We start from the raw sequence: 12,672 nt of genomic DNA, 5'->3' as shown, positions 1-12,672 counted from the left end.
CATGGCAGAGATGAAGGCCCCGGCTGCCGGCGAAGCCCTGGCCTGGCTGGCCGGGGACGGTGAGTTCAACACCGAAGACGTGACCGGAGTCCTGCCCCTGGTGACCTCGCTGGCCAAGGCGTACACCAGGGGCAAGGGCTTCGACGACGACATGTGTGCCGACGAAATCCGGGCAGTGATCTACTCGGTCACCGCACGAGTACTCAAGAACCCGTCAGGCCTCAGAATCAGCGAGACCGAAGGCCCACGCTCCTACAGCATCGCCGGCTGGGCCGGGTTCACCCTACTCGAACGCCAGGTGCTCGACCGCTACCGCGTCAAAGCGCTGTAGCCCCAAAGATGTCCGGCAGAGCGCCGGGCAATGCGTTCACCTCAGGACGCGCCGTTAGAAAGACTCCCCGAAGGTTTCCTGGCCTTCGGGGAGTCTTTTCGTTGGCTTCACCGAAAAAGGCACGTGCGTAACGCACGCGCAGCTCTCTGACGACACTCAAGCCCTGCGCGGCTCGGTCTCGACAACCTCTCCGGTCTCGAAGTCGATCACTTCGGGCCCGGATGCCGGGTCGTCGGGGATCGGGTCGGGTTCGGGATGTTCGGGTGAGGTGTAAAGAGTCTTTACACCTGTGGTCTTGCGGTCGTTCGATTCAAGTGGGTCGGGTTCAGGTGAGAACTCGGTTCTCACCTTCTGTTGAATCTTCGACACCCCGCGTTGAGAGATGCCCGCCACTGGCGCAATCGCTCTCGTGCTCATGCCTTGCGCGGTCTCCAGTCCGCAAGAAGTCCGCAAGTCCGCAAGAAGTCCGCAGAATCACCGTATTTAATCCAACACAACAAAGATAGTCAATAGTGTTACGTACCTAGTCAAGCGGCCTTTCATTGCGTCTCCGCTGGTGGTTGATAGATACCGTTCAGAACCCGGCTTACGGCCGACTCATCTGTATTCAGTCTTGCCGGTTCTATGGGTCTTGATGCCGGAGATCTATGCCTATAGAATCGAGTGATGAAGCGCAGGGATCTGATGAAGCGAATCATCTCCTATGCTCGTCGGACAGATCAGGACTTGCGCATAACTGAAGGCGCGAATCACACGAAGGTCAAGCTGGGTGAGCGCCAGGCAGTCGTAGCTCGGCACAGTGAAATCAGCGATTTGACTGCCAAAGGGATCTTCAAGCAACTCGGGATGGAGTGATGACGATGAAGGTTACTGCTCGCGTTGTTCGCGATGGGAAATGGTGGGCCATTCACGTGCCAGAACTTGACATTTATACACAGGCCGCACGCTTGGACGAAGTCACTGGCATGGTCAAAGATGCCGCTTCTCTGCTGACTGATCGTCCCGAGTCGGATTTTGACGTGTCAGTTGATCTTTCGGATCGCGATTATGCGGCATTGGCCGAGGACTATCGAACCAAATCAGAAGCTGCGAGACAAGCGGACTTGGCGGCGGCCGCTGCTTCCCGGGCCGCGGTGGCACAAATGCGCGCTGATGGATTGACTTTGCGGGACACCGCGCAAGTCCTGGGTCTATCAGTCCAACGAGTTTCCCAATTGGCGCGCGCTTCTTGAGCTATATCCTCAGGGCCCGGTTCACGAGGTATAGCGTCAGCCGGCGATGACGGCGCCGCCGACCGGGCGGATGCGGACGATCTGGCATTTGCCCTCGCCGAGTACTGCGTCCATGCCTTGACGGAAGTCTTCGGCCATCTCGGCCGGTACCCAGGCCTGGATCGTGCCGGCGAAACCTCCGCCGTGGACGCGGGCGGCCCCGCGTCCATCAAGAAGGTGCTCGGCGAGTGCGAGGGATACGCCGACCGCCTGCTGACCAGGATCAGAACAGCCGAAGAGATTCTGCAACAAGGTGGCGGACGAGATTCCCGACGCACGTACCAATGCCAAGAAGTCGTCGAATCGCCCTTCGGCCAGAGCAGCGGCCTGCTCGGGAGCGCGCTTGGTTTCGGCGAAGAAATGCGCCGCCCGCAGTACGCCCCGATCCCCGGCCTCGGCTCTCACCTCGGCTAGATCCGCCCAGAACTCGTCCGGGTCGACCTTGTTCAAGAACTGCTTGCCGAAATGCCCGGCCACCGACCGCATCTCATTGGCGATGGCCGCGTATTCGTCGGTCAGGTCGGCATGATCGGCGCCGGAATCGATGATGCACAGCACGTGGCCCGAAGCGGCCATGTCGAAGTCGACCGGTTCGATGCCGGGCGCCGCCGGATCGCCGAAATCAATATGAACGACATTGCCGAGCGAGCTGGCCATCTGATCCATCAAGCCCGAGGGCTTTCCGAAAAAGACATTCTCGGCATACTGCCCGACCTGGGCGAGCTCGACCGCGGTGAGCTCGTCATTGCAGAAGAGATGGTTGACGATGACGCCGACCAAGATCTCGTAGGCAGCCGAGGATGATAGCCCTGATCCGCCGGGTACATCGGAAGTGATGCAGGCATTCCAACCGGCGATCCGGTATCCGCGATCGGCGGCGGCCCGGCAGATACCGCGGACCAGTGCCGTTGAGCTGCCGTACTCGGATTCGTCCGGCTCAAGGTCGTCGGTGTCCACTTCAAGGTCGGGGAATCCCGCCGAAGAGATCCGGATAACCGACGAGTCGTTGCGTCCGGCACAGGCGGCCATGTCGAGGTTTACGGCACCGGCGAGCACGTGCCCGTGCTGGTGGTCGGTGTGATTGCCGCCGATCTCGGTGCGTCCGGGTGCAGAGAAAAGCGCGGCCTCGCCATCCGCGCCGAATACGGATCCGAAACGAGCGATCAGTCTGGCGAATCTGATGCGGGACTCCTCCAATTCGGAGTGGTCGCCTGCATAAACGTGCTGAATCTGATCATCGAACTCGCCCAACGCAAGCTCACGTTTGAGATCTGGAAGTTTCACCTGAGTTCCTCGCCTCTTCGCATGGTCAGCAGGAGCTTAGCCCAGACTCGGCGATTCCTGGTGCTCAACGGTCACTGTGATCGTTTGATCAGCTGGGCCGGGAATGGCGACCCCGCGAACACAGGGGCGTCCGCTGACTCCATGTGCACGCGATCCGCGCGAACGGGGAAGTGCCGCCTCACGCAGAGGCCGACTGTGCCATGCCATCCTGGCGGATCGCGGTGGGCAACTTGAGCAGATCGGCTCCGGGCAAGAACAGCTTGGCTTCCCGCACTCCGGCGCCGATACAGATCCATTCGGTGTCGGCGACTGCGCCGTCGACCCACAGCGGCCAGTCATCCGGGAGCCCGACCGGAGTGATCGCGCCGTATGGCATTCCCGAGGACGCCACCGCGTCGTCCATGGACGCGAACGAGCACTTACGCACACCCAGGGTTTGCCGGACGAAATGGTTGATGTCGAGCCGCTGATCTGCCAACACCTGGCACGCGACCTTGCGCACCTCACCGTTGCGTTTGCCGGTGATAAGCACAATATTTGCGGACGCGCTCAACGGCACTCCGTAGTTAGCGCACATCACCTCGGTATCGCTCAATGCCGGATCGATCTGCGCGACCAGCGCATCCGGCACATACTGCTGCACCGCGGCGAAAGTCGACGGCGCCAGCAACTCGGGGTGTTCGAGCGCGGGAAGGGGATCAAGTTTGCCGAAGATCGGATTACGCATGGTCTCCAGCGTGCCACGCGGATGGCGACGAAGGTTCGACGTATCAGACTCAGGCAGCATCAAGGCGACGCACCTTGGGCACACCGGCCGCACGCTCGGTTGCCAAATCATATGCCGACTGCAATGCGAGCCACACGTGAGCCGTACCCACGCCCGCTTCTTCGAGTCGCACTGCCAGGTTTGACGAGATGCGGGCATGTTCATGCAGTACGCGACTAAGAGCTACACGCGAAATACCCAGCCGTGCAGCGGCCTCGTTAACGGTAAGTCCGAGTTCTGGAAGCACATCCTCACGAAGAATCGCGCCGGGATGCACCGGGTTCCGCATAACCATCTCACTCCTCCTTCAGTGATAATCGCGATAGTCGACGAGTTCCACATCCTGACCGACAAATTTGAACGTTACGCGCCACTTCCCGTTGACCCTCACGGACCAGTGCCTTGCCAGATCGCCCTTTAGCTCATGCAACCGAAAACCAGGTAGATCGAGATCGGACGGCTGTTGTGCGACATCAAGCAGTGAGAGTATGCGAGTGAGTTTCGGTACATGGTCGCTCTGCACTCCCTTCTTCGAACCACTTCGATACAGCGCCTCAAGGCCCTTGTGTCGAAAGCTAACGATCATAATTGACTGTATCTCGTCGCGATACAAAATGGAAGCGATCGGCGACTCATGCCGTGTCCGAAGCTAACTGCACAGCTGAAAGAATGTTTGGCGAGATTGAGGACGCCCTCGAACGCCAGCGCCTCGCGACCAAGGTCGTGTGGCGTGCCGCTGATGCCCACCAGCAACTCGCGAATTGCCGGTGGGCGCTAGGGTCAACGTCTATGAAGAGAGTCGCGAGCGTACTGGCCTCAATCGCTGTGGCCGGCGCCATCCTCGGCAATTCTGTGGCAGTGGTGCTTGCGTCAACCTTCAGCTACCGCTGGTTTTCTGCAGGTGCGGTCAACAACTATCAACTCACCAATGCCGAAATGCAGGCCAACTATGACCGGGTGGTGCATTTCAGCCTTTTCCCGTGGGTGAGCGAGCTGCAATTAGAGACCTTGCCGATGTCCGATTCGGGACGCCAGCACTTCGCCGACGCGAAAGACATCTTCCAAGTGTTCGTTCAGGGTGGGTTGATCTGCCTCGTGGTGGCCGTCATGATCGGGATCTGGTTGTGGCGCAGGCACCATGCGTCCGGGTTCCTGACGGCGGGCGGGATCCTCACGTTGGCGACGCCATTGGTGATCGCGACTCCGCTGCTCATCGACTTCGACAAGGCCTTCGTGGCCTTCCACGAGATCTTCTTCAGCAATGACCTTTGGATCTTCGATCCGAAGACCGACCCCATCATCAACTATCTGCCCGAGTCGCTGTTCATGCGCAATGCATTCGCGATCTTGACCGTCATGATCGTGCTCAGCGTCGCCGCGATCATCTGCGGACGCAAGGCCCGGTCACGGGCCAAGGCAGACCGCGCTGCTGCTTGATCTCGTTCCGTCACCGCGAGCTGGGTGTCCAGCCAACTGGAGGATGGCGGGAGTAACCCGGCACAGCCGAATTGCTCCCGCCATCAATGGGGTCGATGGCCCCGGCACCGAACAGCGCTACGGGCGGGCAACGACTCCGTCGTATGAGCGGTGCCCTTCCAAGGACGACAACGCCTCATCGGGCAGCGCCGGATACTTGGCGGCCTCTTCAGGAATGAAGTCAACTCCCCAGCCCGGCTTCATCCATGGATAGATGCGTCCGGCCTCGGCGATCGGCGCGCCGGGGAAGATCCGCTGTGTCTGCTCCGCGGGCTGATGATGCTCATGGACGCGAACATTCGGGCTGGCCAGCTCGATCGCGATATTCGCGGCATGCCCGACGGGGCTCAGATCAGTCGGCCCATGGAAGGTCACCTGCGAGCCGAAATACTCGGCCACGTGGGCGAGCTTCAAACCCGGAGTAAAGCCGCCGATCATCGATAAATGGCTGCGAACCACATCGATGCTGTGATCGGCGAGCGCCTTTTGATACTGCTCGGGAAGGGTGAAGACCTCACCGATCGCGATCGGCTGGGCGGTCTTCGAGCGCAGCAGCGGCAGCCAGTCGAGGTGCTCGGGCGGAAACGGATCTTCGAGATACACCAGGTTGAAGGGTTCGAGAGCCTGCGCGATATGGAAGAGCTCCTGCGGCTCGTAGCGTCCATGCACGTCGACGGTGAACCCCAACTCATCGCCGTACGCGGCGGTGAGAGTGGTCAAGATCTCTGCGGTACTGGACGCGAACTGCTTCGCGGTCAGCTTCGGATGCCCGAAGTCGGGCCCCTCGACCATCGCCCGGAACTTGGTGAATCCCTGCGACACCCGCACGCCGACCTTGCGGACGAGGTCGTCCAACGAGCTCGCGAAAACCGACAGATGGGTCGGCAGATATTCGTGAACCTGGCCACCTATCAATGATCAGACGGGCTCGCCGCACAGCTTGCCCTTGATATCCCACAGCGCCATGTCGACCCCGCTGATGGCGCTGTTCTCGATCGGGCCACCACGCCAGTAGGGGCCGACCTGCATCGACGCATAGGTGTCGGTGACGCTACGGACGGGTCGTCCGATCAACCGTGGCGCCAGATAGTCGCGCACGACGCAGGCGACAGCGCTCGCACGATAGGCAAACGTCGCACAGCCCAAACCGTAGATCTCTGGGTCGTCGGTCGACACCTTGACGACCACCAGATTGACCCCTTCGGGGGCGGTGATGAAGCAGTCGACAGCGGTGATCTTCGGTGACGAGTCCCGGGCATCCCAGGGCGCTCTCAGGATTTCGTTGTTCACTATCACTCCGACACCTTGAAACGATCATTGAGTTTGATGGGCGCTACCTTTCCGACCAGTACGGTGATGGCGAAGATCGTGACAATGCCCATCAGGCCACCGACGATGAGCGGGATAGTGAAGTTGCCGCCGGCGGCGTCCACGACGAATCCGACGAACATCGGGCTGATGAACGATCCGGCCCACAGCGCACAGTTCTGGATGCCTGCGAGGCGGCCGACCGAAGCCTCGTTCGGTGCGAGGTCCGCGGGCAGCGCCCACATGGCGCCGGACGCGAACTGGGTGCCGAAGTTGGCGAAGGCCAGCATGGCCAAGGCGAAGTACCCGTTATCGATGAAGGCAGCCGGAGCCATGGTCATGGCCGAGAGCACGCCCAGCGTAATGGTGAGCTTGCGGGAGAAACCGAGCGACTTGCCGATCTTGACCAGCCATCGGTGAAGAACCCGCCGAGCAGGTTACCAACGACACCGCACACGATCGGGATAGCCGCGAGGGTTCCGGTTTGCAGCAAGGTGAAGCCGTAGACCGTGGCCAGGAAGGTCGGCAGCCAGGTCATGAAGAAGCTCTGCGAGAAGCCACGGGTGAGGAAGGCGAGGATCAGGCCCCAGACCTTGCCGCTGCTCAGCATCGCCCACAGCGAGTAGGCGGCTTCGCCCGGGTGGTTACGTGCTTGATCCACATTGAGCATGTCGAGTTCGGCCTTGCCGATGCGCGGGTGCTGCTGCGGACGACGGTAGAGCCAGATCCACAGCAATGCCCAGATGATGCCGACCACACCGCAGACCAGGAACAAGGTTCGCCATCCCGACAGTGCGATGATGCCGGCGACGATCGGATAGACGATCGCCGCACCGACGGCACCGCCGGTATCGAACAGGCCGGAGGCCAACGCGCGCTCACGCAACGGCACCCATTCGGCGACGGTCTTATCATCAATATCTTTAGAGACCAGTACTTCAAGTACTTCAAAGAGCTGAACAAATTCATGTTCGATTCCGACGAGAAAAGTTCAGAAATGGTGCATCACATGGACGATCCCGACGACTCGCATACGTTGGTCTACCGGTATCTCACTCGGCAGATTTCTGTGACACCCGAGGAGCTGGTGGCCAGCTACATGATCGGGAACCGCACCAACTTCACTCGGTATCTACGGGAGCGAGACCAGCGAAAGAGCAAGTGAGGTTCCGGGTCACCGCCGGACGATCTGGGTGCGCAGCGAGGTCAGTCCGCGTAGCGTAGACGTGGTATCGGCGCTGGTGGAAAGCACGTAGAGCCCGATCGTGAGGTCCTGATCGGGGAAGTACCCGACATCGATCTGCGCCGACATTTGACACAAGGGGTACTGTTCCGAGCTTGCCGGAGGCCCCCCGAATTGCAGGTGAGAGATCTGGAAACCATCGGGGGAGTGCGCAGGGCAATTCGTCACGATGGACGCCTGGTAGTTCGTCCAATCGTGTCCGCTGAATTCAACTGGCGCCGATTCGGACGTTAACACCGTGAATTCATTGTCCGAATATCCCAGGCCGAGCGCGGGTAAAGCCAACCGCCGCTGATCGAATTCGGCGATCTTCGTGACTTCGTCGTCGGTCAGTTCTCGCCCGAGACCTTGCACATAATAGCTGCCCACATAAGCGCCGTAGAGCGGATTCTCGGGGTCGTAGATGCCTGAATAACCGCGCCACGGTTCGAAATCTGCGAAGGTGAAATCCACCGTGAATCGCACGTCCTCACCCAACCACTGCGACATTCCGGCATCATCATTGAAAGTGACCATCAGCGGATACAACTCCGTGCCGTCCAACGGCATATCGGCGCGAATTCCGGTGTCGTGGGGGACCGAATCACGTTCGTAAACCCAGTCATAGCCCGACATCAGGGCGAGAGAACGGATCTTGGCGCACCACGGATTGACCGCCACATTGGCAACCAAGAAGACGACGACGCCGAGCGCGATGAGCCGCCTCAGCCACCGTGACCTGGTGGATCGACCCTTGCCCGATGGCCGATCTGCGGCAGACAAGTCGTGTCCGGGGCAATCGGCATCGTCCCGCTCAGTCGCGGCGACAGAGACAGCGTCGGCGCGAGCATCCGGGCCACGACCATCTGCGGGTCGCTCGACACCGCGGTTGTGGTTTGCGCCCAGACCGTTCATCACGATGCCGACTGGCCAGATCTAGGCCGCCGGACGCTCCGGAATCTCACCGCCCACGATCAACTCGCCGCTGCTGGGCACCGTCAGGATTTCTGAACCGGTATCGGTGACCACCAGTGTCTGCTCGAACTGGGCCACCCACGACTTGTCCTGGGTGACGACGGTCCAGCCGTCGTCCCACTGCTCCGTGCGAGCGCTACCCAGGGTGAGCATTGGTTCGATGGTGAAGGTCATGCCGGGCAGCATGGTCGTATTGAGCATCGGTTCGTCGTAGTGCAGCACGATCAGCCCCGAATGGAAGGCTGTGTGGACGCCGTGTCCGGTGTACTCACGCACCACGCCGTAGCCGAAGCGCTTTGCGTAGGCCTCGATGACCCGGCCGATCACCGACAACGGACGTCCAGGCTTGACGGCCTTGATGCCGCGGTACATGGCCTCACGGGTGCGCTCGCTGAGCTTCTTCGCCTCGTCGGAGACATCGCCGACATAGAAGGTCGCGCAGTTGTCGCCGTGCACGCCATCGATAAAGGCAGTCGAATCGATCTTGATCAGATCGCCGTCCTGCAGCGGACGCGCATCGGGGATGCCGTGGCAGATGACCTCGTTGACCGAGGTACAGATGCTCTTCGGGAATCCCCGGTAATCCAAGGATGCGGGATAGGCGCCCAAGTCACAGAGGTATTCGTGGGCGACGGCGTCCAGATGCTCGGTGGTCACACCCGGACGAATCTCGGATGCGGCGACCAGGATCGAGTCGGCGGCGATTCGTCCGGCTTTCTTCATCTTCTCGATGATCTCGGGGGATTGCACATGTGAACCGGTGTAGTGCTCCGCTGTCATCTCCCCGGCGTAGGGCGGCTTTTGCACGTTTGAAGGCACATGACGCATCGGGCTGACTGGGTAGGGTTTCATCGGTTCACTCACGCCCACGATTCTAGGCGCCGTGATTCACTCGACTCGAAGCGACGCCGTGGACGCGTCCACCAGTTGCTGGCGGACATCGTCGCCGATGGTCACCGAGGTGAAGTAGATACCCATCCGGGCGGGATCACCAAGATCGATCACGATGATGTCGACGACATCGCCCTCGATCTCGGGCATGTCCGGCGAAGAGATGCGTACTTCGGACTGCATCCACCAGGCGTCGTGGCCGTCAACGGTGGTGGCCTCGTTCTTCAGGTCGACGCGTTCGGTGAAGTTCTCGTAGTAGCCGGACGACGCATAGCATTCCATGGATTGCCGGGCGGCGATCTCGGGGCTGTCGAAGCCGTCCTCGTAGTTGAGCTGGCCCACCGCGATATTGCTCATCCATCCGGGCCGCACCGTATCCATCTGGCTGTGCAGGTCTGACACCCACTGCAAGTACATTCCGCTGTTCGACCAGCCGGAAATCTTCTCCACCGAGATTCCGCCGCCGTGGATCCGGCCGTCGCTGCCTTGGCTGGTGTCATCGTCGTTGAGTGTCACGGGGCAGGCGATAGTGCTGGCATTGTCGGTCGGTGGAGGTGTCGGCTTGGAGGTCTCGTCCCAGCCGCTCACGGTCGGTGCCGCCGAGTTCGTGTCTTCGGGAACATTGCCGCCGAACCCGCCGCCGGGGCCGTTATTGCCGAAAATGAACCATGCGACGATGAGCAGGGCCACGACGATGACCGCGCCGCCGATCAGTAGCGGTGTCTTGCTGCGGCTACCAGGGGAGGCCGGATCGCGGGAACCTCCGCCGTTGCCAGGTGCCGGGTCTGCCGGGTTAGCGGTCGTCTCATTGGACCATGCAGAGCCGTTCCAGTAGCGGAAACGGCCCTGACTGCCAGCAGGATCGGGGTACCAACCAGGCATAGACATGTCACGCAGTCTATGTCAGGGCGGACCGACGATCGGACGACCGCATTGACCAGTGCAGTCCTGATCCGGATGGGGATTCGTTTCGTGTCTGTAACAAATGGCGTGTCGGGAGCATGCACCGAACCGGGGAAGATGCTGGCAGACTGGGTGCCATGGATCGTCAGACCGAGTTCGTTCTGCGCGCTGTCGAGGAGCGCAATGTCAAGTTCATCCGCTTGTGGTTTACCGATGTGCTTGGTTACCTCAAATCCGTTGCGATTGCCCCGGCTGAGCTTGAAGGCGCTCTGGTCGAAGGTATCGGTTTCGATGGTTCCGCGATCGAGGGGTATGCCCGCATCTACGAAGCGGACATGATCGCGCACCCTGATCCCGCCACCTTCCAGCTGTTGCCCTGGCGCACTCAGGCCGGCACCGCACGCATGTTCTGCGACATTGCGATGCCCGATGGGTCGCCTGCGATGGCCGATCCCAGGCACGTTCTCAAGCGCGCACTGAAGCGCGCCGCGGATATGGGATTCACCTTCTACACCCATCCGGAGATCGAGTTCTTCTTGTTGCGCAACCCTCTTGAATCGGGTCTGGAGCCACATGCGCTGGACAACGGCGGATACTTCGATCACAACACCATGGACGAAGGCACCGACTTCCGTCGCGACGCCATCAACATCCTCGAACAGATGGGTATCTCGGTCGAGTTCAGCCACCATGAGGCAGCACCTGGTCAGCATGAGATCGACCTGCGTTACGCCGATGCGTTGGCGATGGCCGACAACATCATGACCTTCAAAGTGGTGCTCAAAGAAGTGGCGATCGCTCAGGGCATCCGGGCGTCCTTCATGCCGAAGCCGTTCACCGACCATGCCGGCTCGGGCATGCACACCCACATGAGCCTGTTCGAGGGTGATCAGAACGCCTTCTACGATGTGACCGACGAATTGCGGATGAGCAAGATCGGCAAGCATTTCGTCGCAGGTCTGCTCGCCCATGCCGCGGAGATCACCGCGGTGACCAACCAGTGGGTCAACTCGTACAAGCGGCTCGCCTGGGGAGGCGAGGCACCCAGCTACGTCTGCTGGGGACGCAACAACCGTTCCGCCCTGGTGCGCGTCCCATTGTTCAAGCCGGAGAAGTCGAGCTCGGCGCGCGTCGAATACCGCGCGATTGACTCGGCGTGCAATCCCTACCTCGCCTACGCGCTGCTGCTCAACGCCGGTCTGGACGGTATCGAGAAGGAATTGCCGTTGCCGACCGAAGCCGAGGACGACGTCTGGTCACTCACCGATCGTGAACGCTCGGCCCTCGGAATCACCTCGCTGCCGCGCAACCTCGAAGGCGCGGTCGAGCTGATGGAGAACAGCGAATTGGTTGCCGAAACCCTCGGCGAGCACGTCTTCGATTTCTTCCTGCGCAATAAGCGCAATGAATTCGATTCCTATCGGCGTGAGGTGACGCCGTGGGAGTTGCGCACGTTGCTGCCGAAGCTCTGAGAAGTCACGCCAACCGGAGTATCGGGAACATCCGGGCCGTCTCGTCGGCATGAATACCGGACGAGGTGAGCTCGCTGCCGGATTTGATCTGCTCCCAGGTGCTGCGTCCGGTTGCCAATTGCCAAAATGCGGTGGGGGTCAACTCGACGACATTTGGGGGAGTGCCGCGTCGGTGCGCGGACGCCGTCGACAGTGCTCCCACCTGGACCGCCGCATACGGTGGAACTCGCACCTCGATCGTCTGCCCCGGATAGCGCTCGGCAATCACCTGGGTGAGCGTGCGGAGCGCCTCCGCCAGCGACGGTCGCTCGGCCTTCCCGTAGGTGGCCAACGCGATGTCCACGGCCACGATCAGGCCGGTCCGCAGGTAGTCGGTCGTCCGAACAGCGCCAAAGCGGCCTGCCACCTGATCGGGCAGATCGGCGGTCGCCAAGATATCGGAAAGCTCTCCGGCGGCCGGCTGCACCTGCTTGGCCAGCACCAAGGCCGGGTCATCGCCGATCTCGCCTTCGATCTCATGCTTGATCGCGTCGTGGCCGAGCGAGTGCTCGAGGACATACTCGGCGAGAGTCATCGGTGCGCTGCGGGCCACCGAATCGAGGTCTGCGAGACAACCGTTGACCAGATGCATCAAACGGCCCAACTGATAACGATCCAGCTGGGCGGACGATGCGGCGAGCGCATTCAGCTGGGCACGGAAGGCCGTGCAGATACGATTCAGCGACCGTTGCGTGTGCTCTGCCATCTCCATCCCTTCCGCGCGGCGCCATTCC

The 12,672-nt window shown here is 61.0% G+C and carries 19 protein-coding genes; 6 read left to right on the top strand and 13 right to left on the bottom strand.

All coding sequences use genetic code 11. The features are described 5' to 3' along the window. The first annotated feature begins 1 nt into the window (after window position 1). The gene (locus tag QQ658_RS09570) at window positions 2-331 is read left to right on the top strand and encodes a hypothetical protein (RefSeq protein ID WP_286024247.1); all 330 of its coding nucleotides are present in this window, start codon (window positions 2-4) and stop codon (window positions 329-331) included. Between the two features lie 156 nt (window positions 332-487). Here the strand turns inward: QQ658_RS09570 and QQ658_RS09565 are convergent, their stop codons facing one another. Then, window positions 488-679 (bottom strand): hypothetical protein, encoded by a 192-nt coding sequence (locus tag QQ658_RS09565; RefSeq protein ID WP_286024633.1) that lies wholly within the window; start codon window positions 677-679, stop codon window positions 488-490. A 318-nt stretch (window positions 680-997) separates the two neighbouring features. Here QQ658_RS09565 and QQ658_RS09560 point away from each other — a divergent pair, with 318 nt between their 5' ends. Both QQ658_RS09560 and QQ658_RS09555 read left to right on the top strand, forming a co-directional pair. Beyond that, window positions 998-1,186 carry a hypothetical protein gene (locus QQ658_RS09560; RefSeq protein ID WP_286024632.1) on the top strand — a complete coding sequence of 63 codons (189 nt, stop codon included), beginning with the start codon at window positions 998-1,000 and terminating at the stop codon, window positions 1,184-1,186. A gap of 5 nt (window positions 1,187-1,191) precedes the next feature. After that, complete coding sequence (locus QQ658_RS09555) at window positions 1,192-1,563, top strand: hypothetical protein (protein ID WP_286024631.1); 372 nt, start codon at window positions 1,192-1,194, stop codon at window positions 1,561-1,563. 36 nt (window positions 1,564-1,599) lie between these two features. On the opposite strand, the gene QQ658_RS09550 is transcribed toward QQ658_RS09555, so the two are convergent. The 4 genes from QQ658_RS09550 to QQ658_RS09535 form a co-directional block, all read right to left on the bottom strand. Then, window positions 1,600-2,886: a galactokinase gene (locus QQ658_RS09550; RefSeq protein WP_286024630.1), complete on the bottom strand. Its 1,287-nt coding sequence runs from the start codon at window positions 2,884-2,886 to the stop codon at window positions 1,600-1,602. Window positions 2,887-3,064: 178 nt separating this feature from the next. Continuing rightward, window positions 3,065-3,613: a YbaK/EbsC family protein gene (locus tag QQ658_RS09545; protein WP_286024629.1), complete on the bottom strand. Its 549-nt coding sequence runs from the start codon at window positions 3,611-3,613 to the stop codon at window positions 3,065-3,067. Window positions 3,614-3,662: 49 nt separating this feature from the next. Beyond that, window positions 3,663-3,947 carry a HigA family addiction module antitoxin gene (locus QQ658_RS09540; protein WP_286024628.1) on the bottom strand — a complete coding sequence of 95 codons (285 nt, stop codon included), beginning with the start codon at window positions 3,945-3,947 and terminating at the stop codon, window positions 3,663-3,665. A 12-nt stretch (window positions 3,948-3,959) separates the two neighbouring features. Next, window positions 3,960-4,238: a type II toxin-antitoxin system RelE/ParE family toxin gene (locus QQ658_RS09535; protein ID WP_286024627.1), complete on the bottom strand. Its 279-nt coding sequence runs from the start codon at window positions 4,236-4,238 to the stop codon at window positions 3,960-3,962. Between the two features lie 203 nt (window positions 4,239-4,441). Between QQ658_RS09535 and QQ658_RS09530 the strand changes: the two genes are divergently transcribed. Then, window positions 4,442-5,089, top strand: coding sequence for a TIGR01906 family membrane protein (locus tag QQ658_RS09530; protein ID WP_286024626.1), 648 nt, complete (start codon window positions 4,442-4,444; stop codon window positions 5,087-5,089). A gap of 117 nt (window positions 5,090-5,206) precedes the next feature. Here the strand turns inward: QQ658_RS09530 and QQ658_RS09525 are convergent, their stop codons facing one another. From QQ658_RS09525 to QQ658_RS09510, 4 genes are read right to left on the bottom strand one after another with little or no spacing between them, the layout of a single operon-like run. Further along, on the bottom strand, window positions 5,207-6,043 hold the full coding sequence (locus QQ658_RS09525; protein WP_286024625.1) for an enolase C-terminal domain-like protein: 837 nt from the start codon (window positions 6,041-6,043) through the stop codon (window positions 5,207-5,209). 3 nt (window positions 6,044-6,046) lie between these two features. Then, window positions 6,047-6,418, bottom strand: a complete 372-nt coding sequence (locus QQ658_RS09520; RefSeq protein ID WP_286024624.1) for an enolase-like domain-containing protein — start codon at window positions 6,416-6,418, stop codon at window positions 6,047-6,049. A 2-nt stretch (window positions 6,419-6,420) separates the two neighbouring features. Then, on the bottom strand, window positions 6,421-6,777 hold the full coding sequence (locus tag QQ658_RS09515; protein WP_286024623.1) for an MFS transporter: 357 nt from the start codon (window positions 6,775-6,777) through the stop codon (window positions 6,421-6,423). Further along, a complete protein-coding gene (locus tag QQ658_RS09510; RefSeq protein ID WP_353057918.1) occupies window positions 6,774-7,328 on the bottom strand; it encodes an MFS transporter in 555 nt (184 codons plus the stop codon). The genes QQ658_RS09515 and QQ658_RS09510 overlap by 4 nt, the downstream gene beginning before the upstream one ends. Window positions 7,329-7,433: 105 nt before the next feature. On the opposite strand from QQ658_RS09510, the gene QQ658_RS09505 reads away from it, so the two are divergent. Then, window positions 7,434-7,601: a hypothetical protein gene (locus QQ658_RS09505; protein ID WP_286024622.1), complete on the top strand. Its 168-nt coding sequence runs from the start codon at window positions 7,434-7,436 to the stop codon at window positions 7,599-7,601. Window positions 7,602-7,610: 9 nt separating this feature from the next. On the opposite strand, the gene QQ658_RS09500 is transcribed toward QQ658_RS09505, so the two are convergent. From QQ658_RS09500 to QQ658_RS09490, 3 genes are all read right to left on the bottom strand, one after another. After that, the gene (locus tag QQ658_RS09500) at window positions 7,611-8,441 is read right to left on the bottom strand and encodes a hypothetical protein (RefSeq protein WP_286024621.1); all 831 of its coding nucleotides are present in this window, start codon (window positions 8,439-8,441) and stop codon (window positions 7,611-7,613) included. Between the two features lie 153 nt (window positions 8,442-8,594). Next, the gene (gene map, locus QQ658_RS09495) at window positions 8,595-9,485 is read right to left on the bottom strand and encodes a type I methionyl aminopeptidase (RefSeq protein WP_286027086.1); all 891 of its coding nucleotides are present in this window, start codon (window positions 9,483-9,485) and stop codon (window positions 8,595-8,597) included. A gap of 36 nt (window positions 9,486-9,521) precedes the next feature. Beyond that, window positions 9,522-10,412, bottom strand: a complete 891-nt coding sequence (locus QQ658_RS09490) for a DUF2510 domain-containing protein (RefSeq protein ID WP_286024620.1) — start codon at window positions 10,410-10,412, stop codon at window positions 9,522-9,524. 152 nt (window positions 10,413-10,564) lie between these two features. On the opposite strand from QQ658_RS09490, the gene glnA reads away from it, so the two are divergent. Then, window positions 10,565-11,899: a type I glutamate--ammonia ligase gene (gene glnA, locus QQ658_RS09485; RefSeq protein ID WP_286024619.1), complete on the top strand. Its 1,335-nt coding sequence runs from the start codon at window positions 10,565-10,567 to the stop codon at window positions 11,897-11,899. Window positions 11,900-11,903: 4 nt separating this feature from the next. Here the strand turns inward: glnA and QQ658_RS09480 are convergent, their stop codons facing one another. Further along, window positions 11,904-12,644, bottom strand: coding sequence for a sterol carrier family protein (locus QQ658_RS09480; protein ID WP_286024618.1), 741 nt, complete (start codon window positions 12,642-12,644; stop codon window positions 11,904-11,906). Window positions 12,645-12,672 lie beyond the last annotated feature (28 nt).

The organism is Propionimicrobium sp. PCR01-08-3 (genome assembly GCF_030286045.1).
Classification (GTDB): domain Bacteria; phylum Actinomycetota; class Actinomycetes; order Propionibacteriales; family Propionibacteriaceae; genus Brooklawnia.
Note: the sequence above shows the minus strand (reverse complement) of the source record. Positions and strands in the feature narration are given on the sequence as shown.

Coding starts and splice junctions, on each gene's coding strand:
- QQ658_RS09505 (WP_286024622.1), top strand. CDS start 7,434: ATGGTGCATCACATGGACGATCCCGACGACTCGCATACGTTGGTCTAC.
- QQ658_RS09545 (WP_286024629.1), bottom strand. CDS start 3,613: ATGCGTAATCCGATCTTCGGCAAACTTGATCCCCTTCCCGCGCTCGAA.
- QQ658_RS09570 (WP_286024247.1), top strand. CDS start 2: ATGGCAGAGATGAAGGCCCCGGCTGCCGGCGAAGCCCTGGCCTGGCTG.
- glnA (WP_286024619.1), top strand. CDS start 10,565: ATGGATCGTCAGACCGAGTTCGTTCTGCGCGCTGTCGAGGAGCGCAAT.
- QQ658_RS09555 (WP_286024631.1), top strand. CDS start 1,192: ATGAAGGTTACTGCTCGCGTTGTTCGCGATGGGAAATGGTGGGCCATT.
- map (WP_286027086.1), bottom strand. CDS start 9,485: ATGAAACCCTACCCAGTCAGCCCGATGCGTCATGTGCCTTCAAACGTG.
- QQ658_RS09490 (WP_286024620.1), bottom strand. CDS start 10,412: ATGTCTATGCCTGGTTGGTACCCCGATCCTGCTGGCAGTCAGGGCCGT.
- QQ658_RS09515 (WP_286024623.1), bottom strand. CDS start 6,777: ATGACCATGGCTCCGGCTGCCTTCATCGATAACGGGTACTTCGCCTTG.
- QQ658_RS09480 (WP_286024618.1), bottom strand. CDS start 12,644: ATGGCAGAGCACACGCAACGGTCGCTGAATCGTATCTGCACGGCCTTC.
- QQ658_RS09560 (WP_286024632.1), top strand. CDS start 998: ATGAAGCGCAGGGATCTGATGAAGCGAATCATCTCCTATGCTCGTCGG.
- QQ658_RS09535 (WP_286024627.1), bottom strand. CDS start 4,238: ATGATCGTTAGCTTTCGACACAAGGGCCTTGAGGCGCTGTATCGAAGT.
- QQ658_RS09530 (WP_286024626.1), top strand. CDS start 4,442: ATGAAGAGAGTCGCGAGCGTACTGGCCTCAATCGCTGTGGCCGGCGCC.
- QQ658_RS09540 (WP_286024628.1), bottom strand. CDS start 3,947: ATGGTTATGCGGAACCCGGTGCATCCCGGCGCGATTCTTCGTGAGGAT.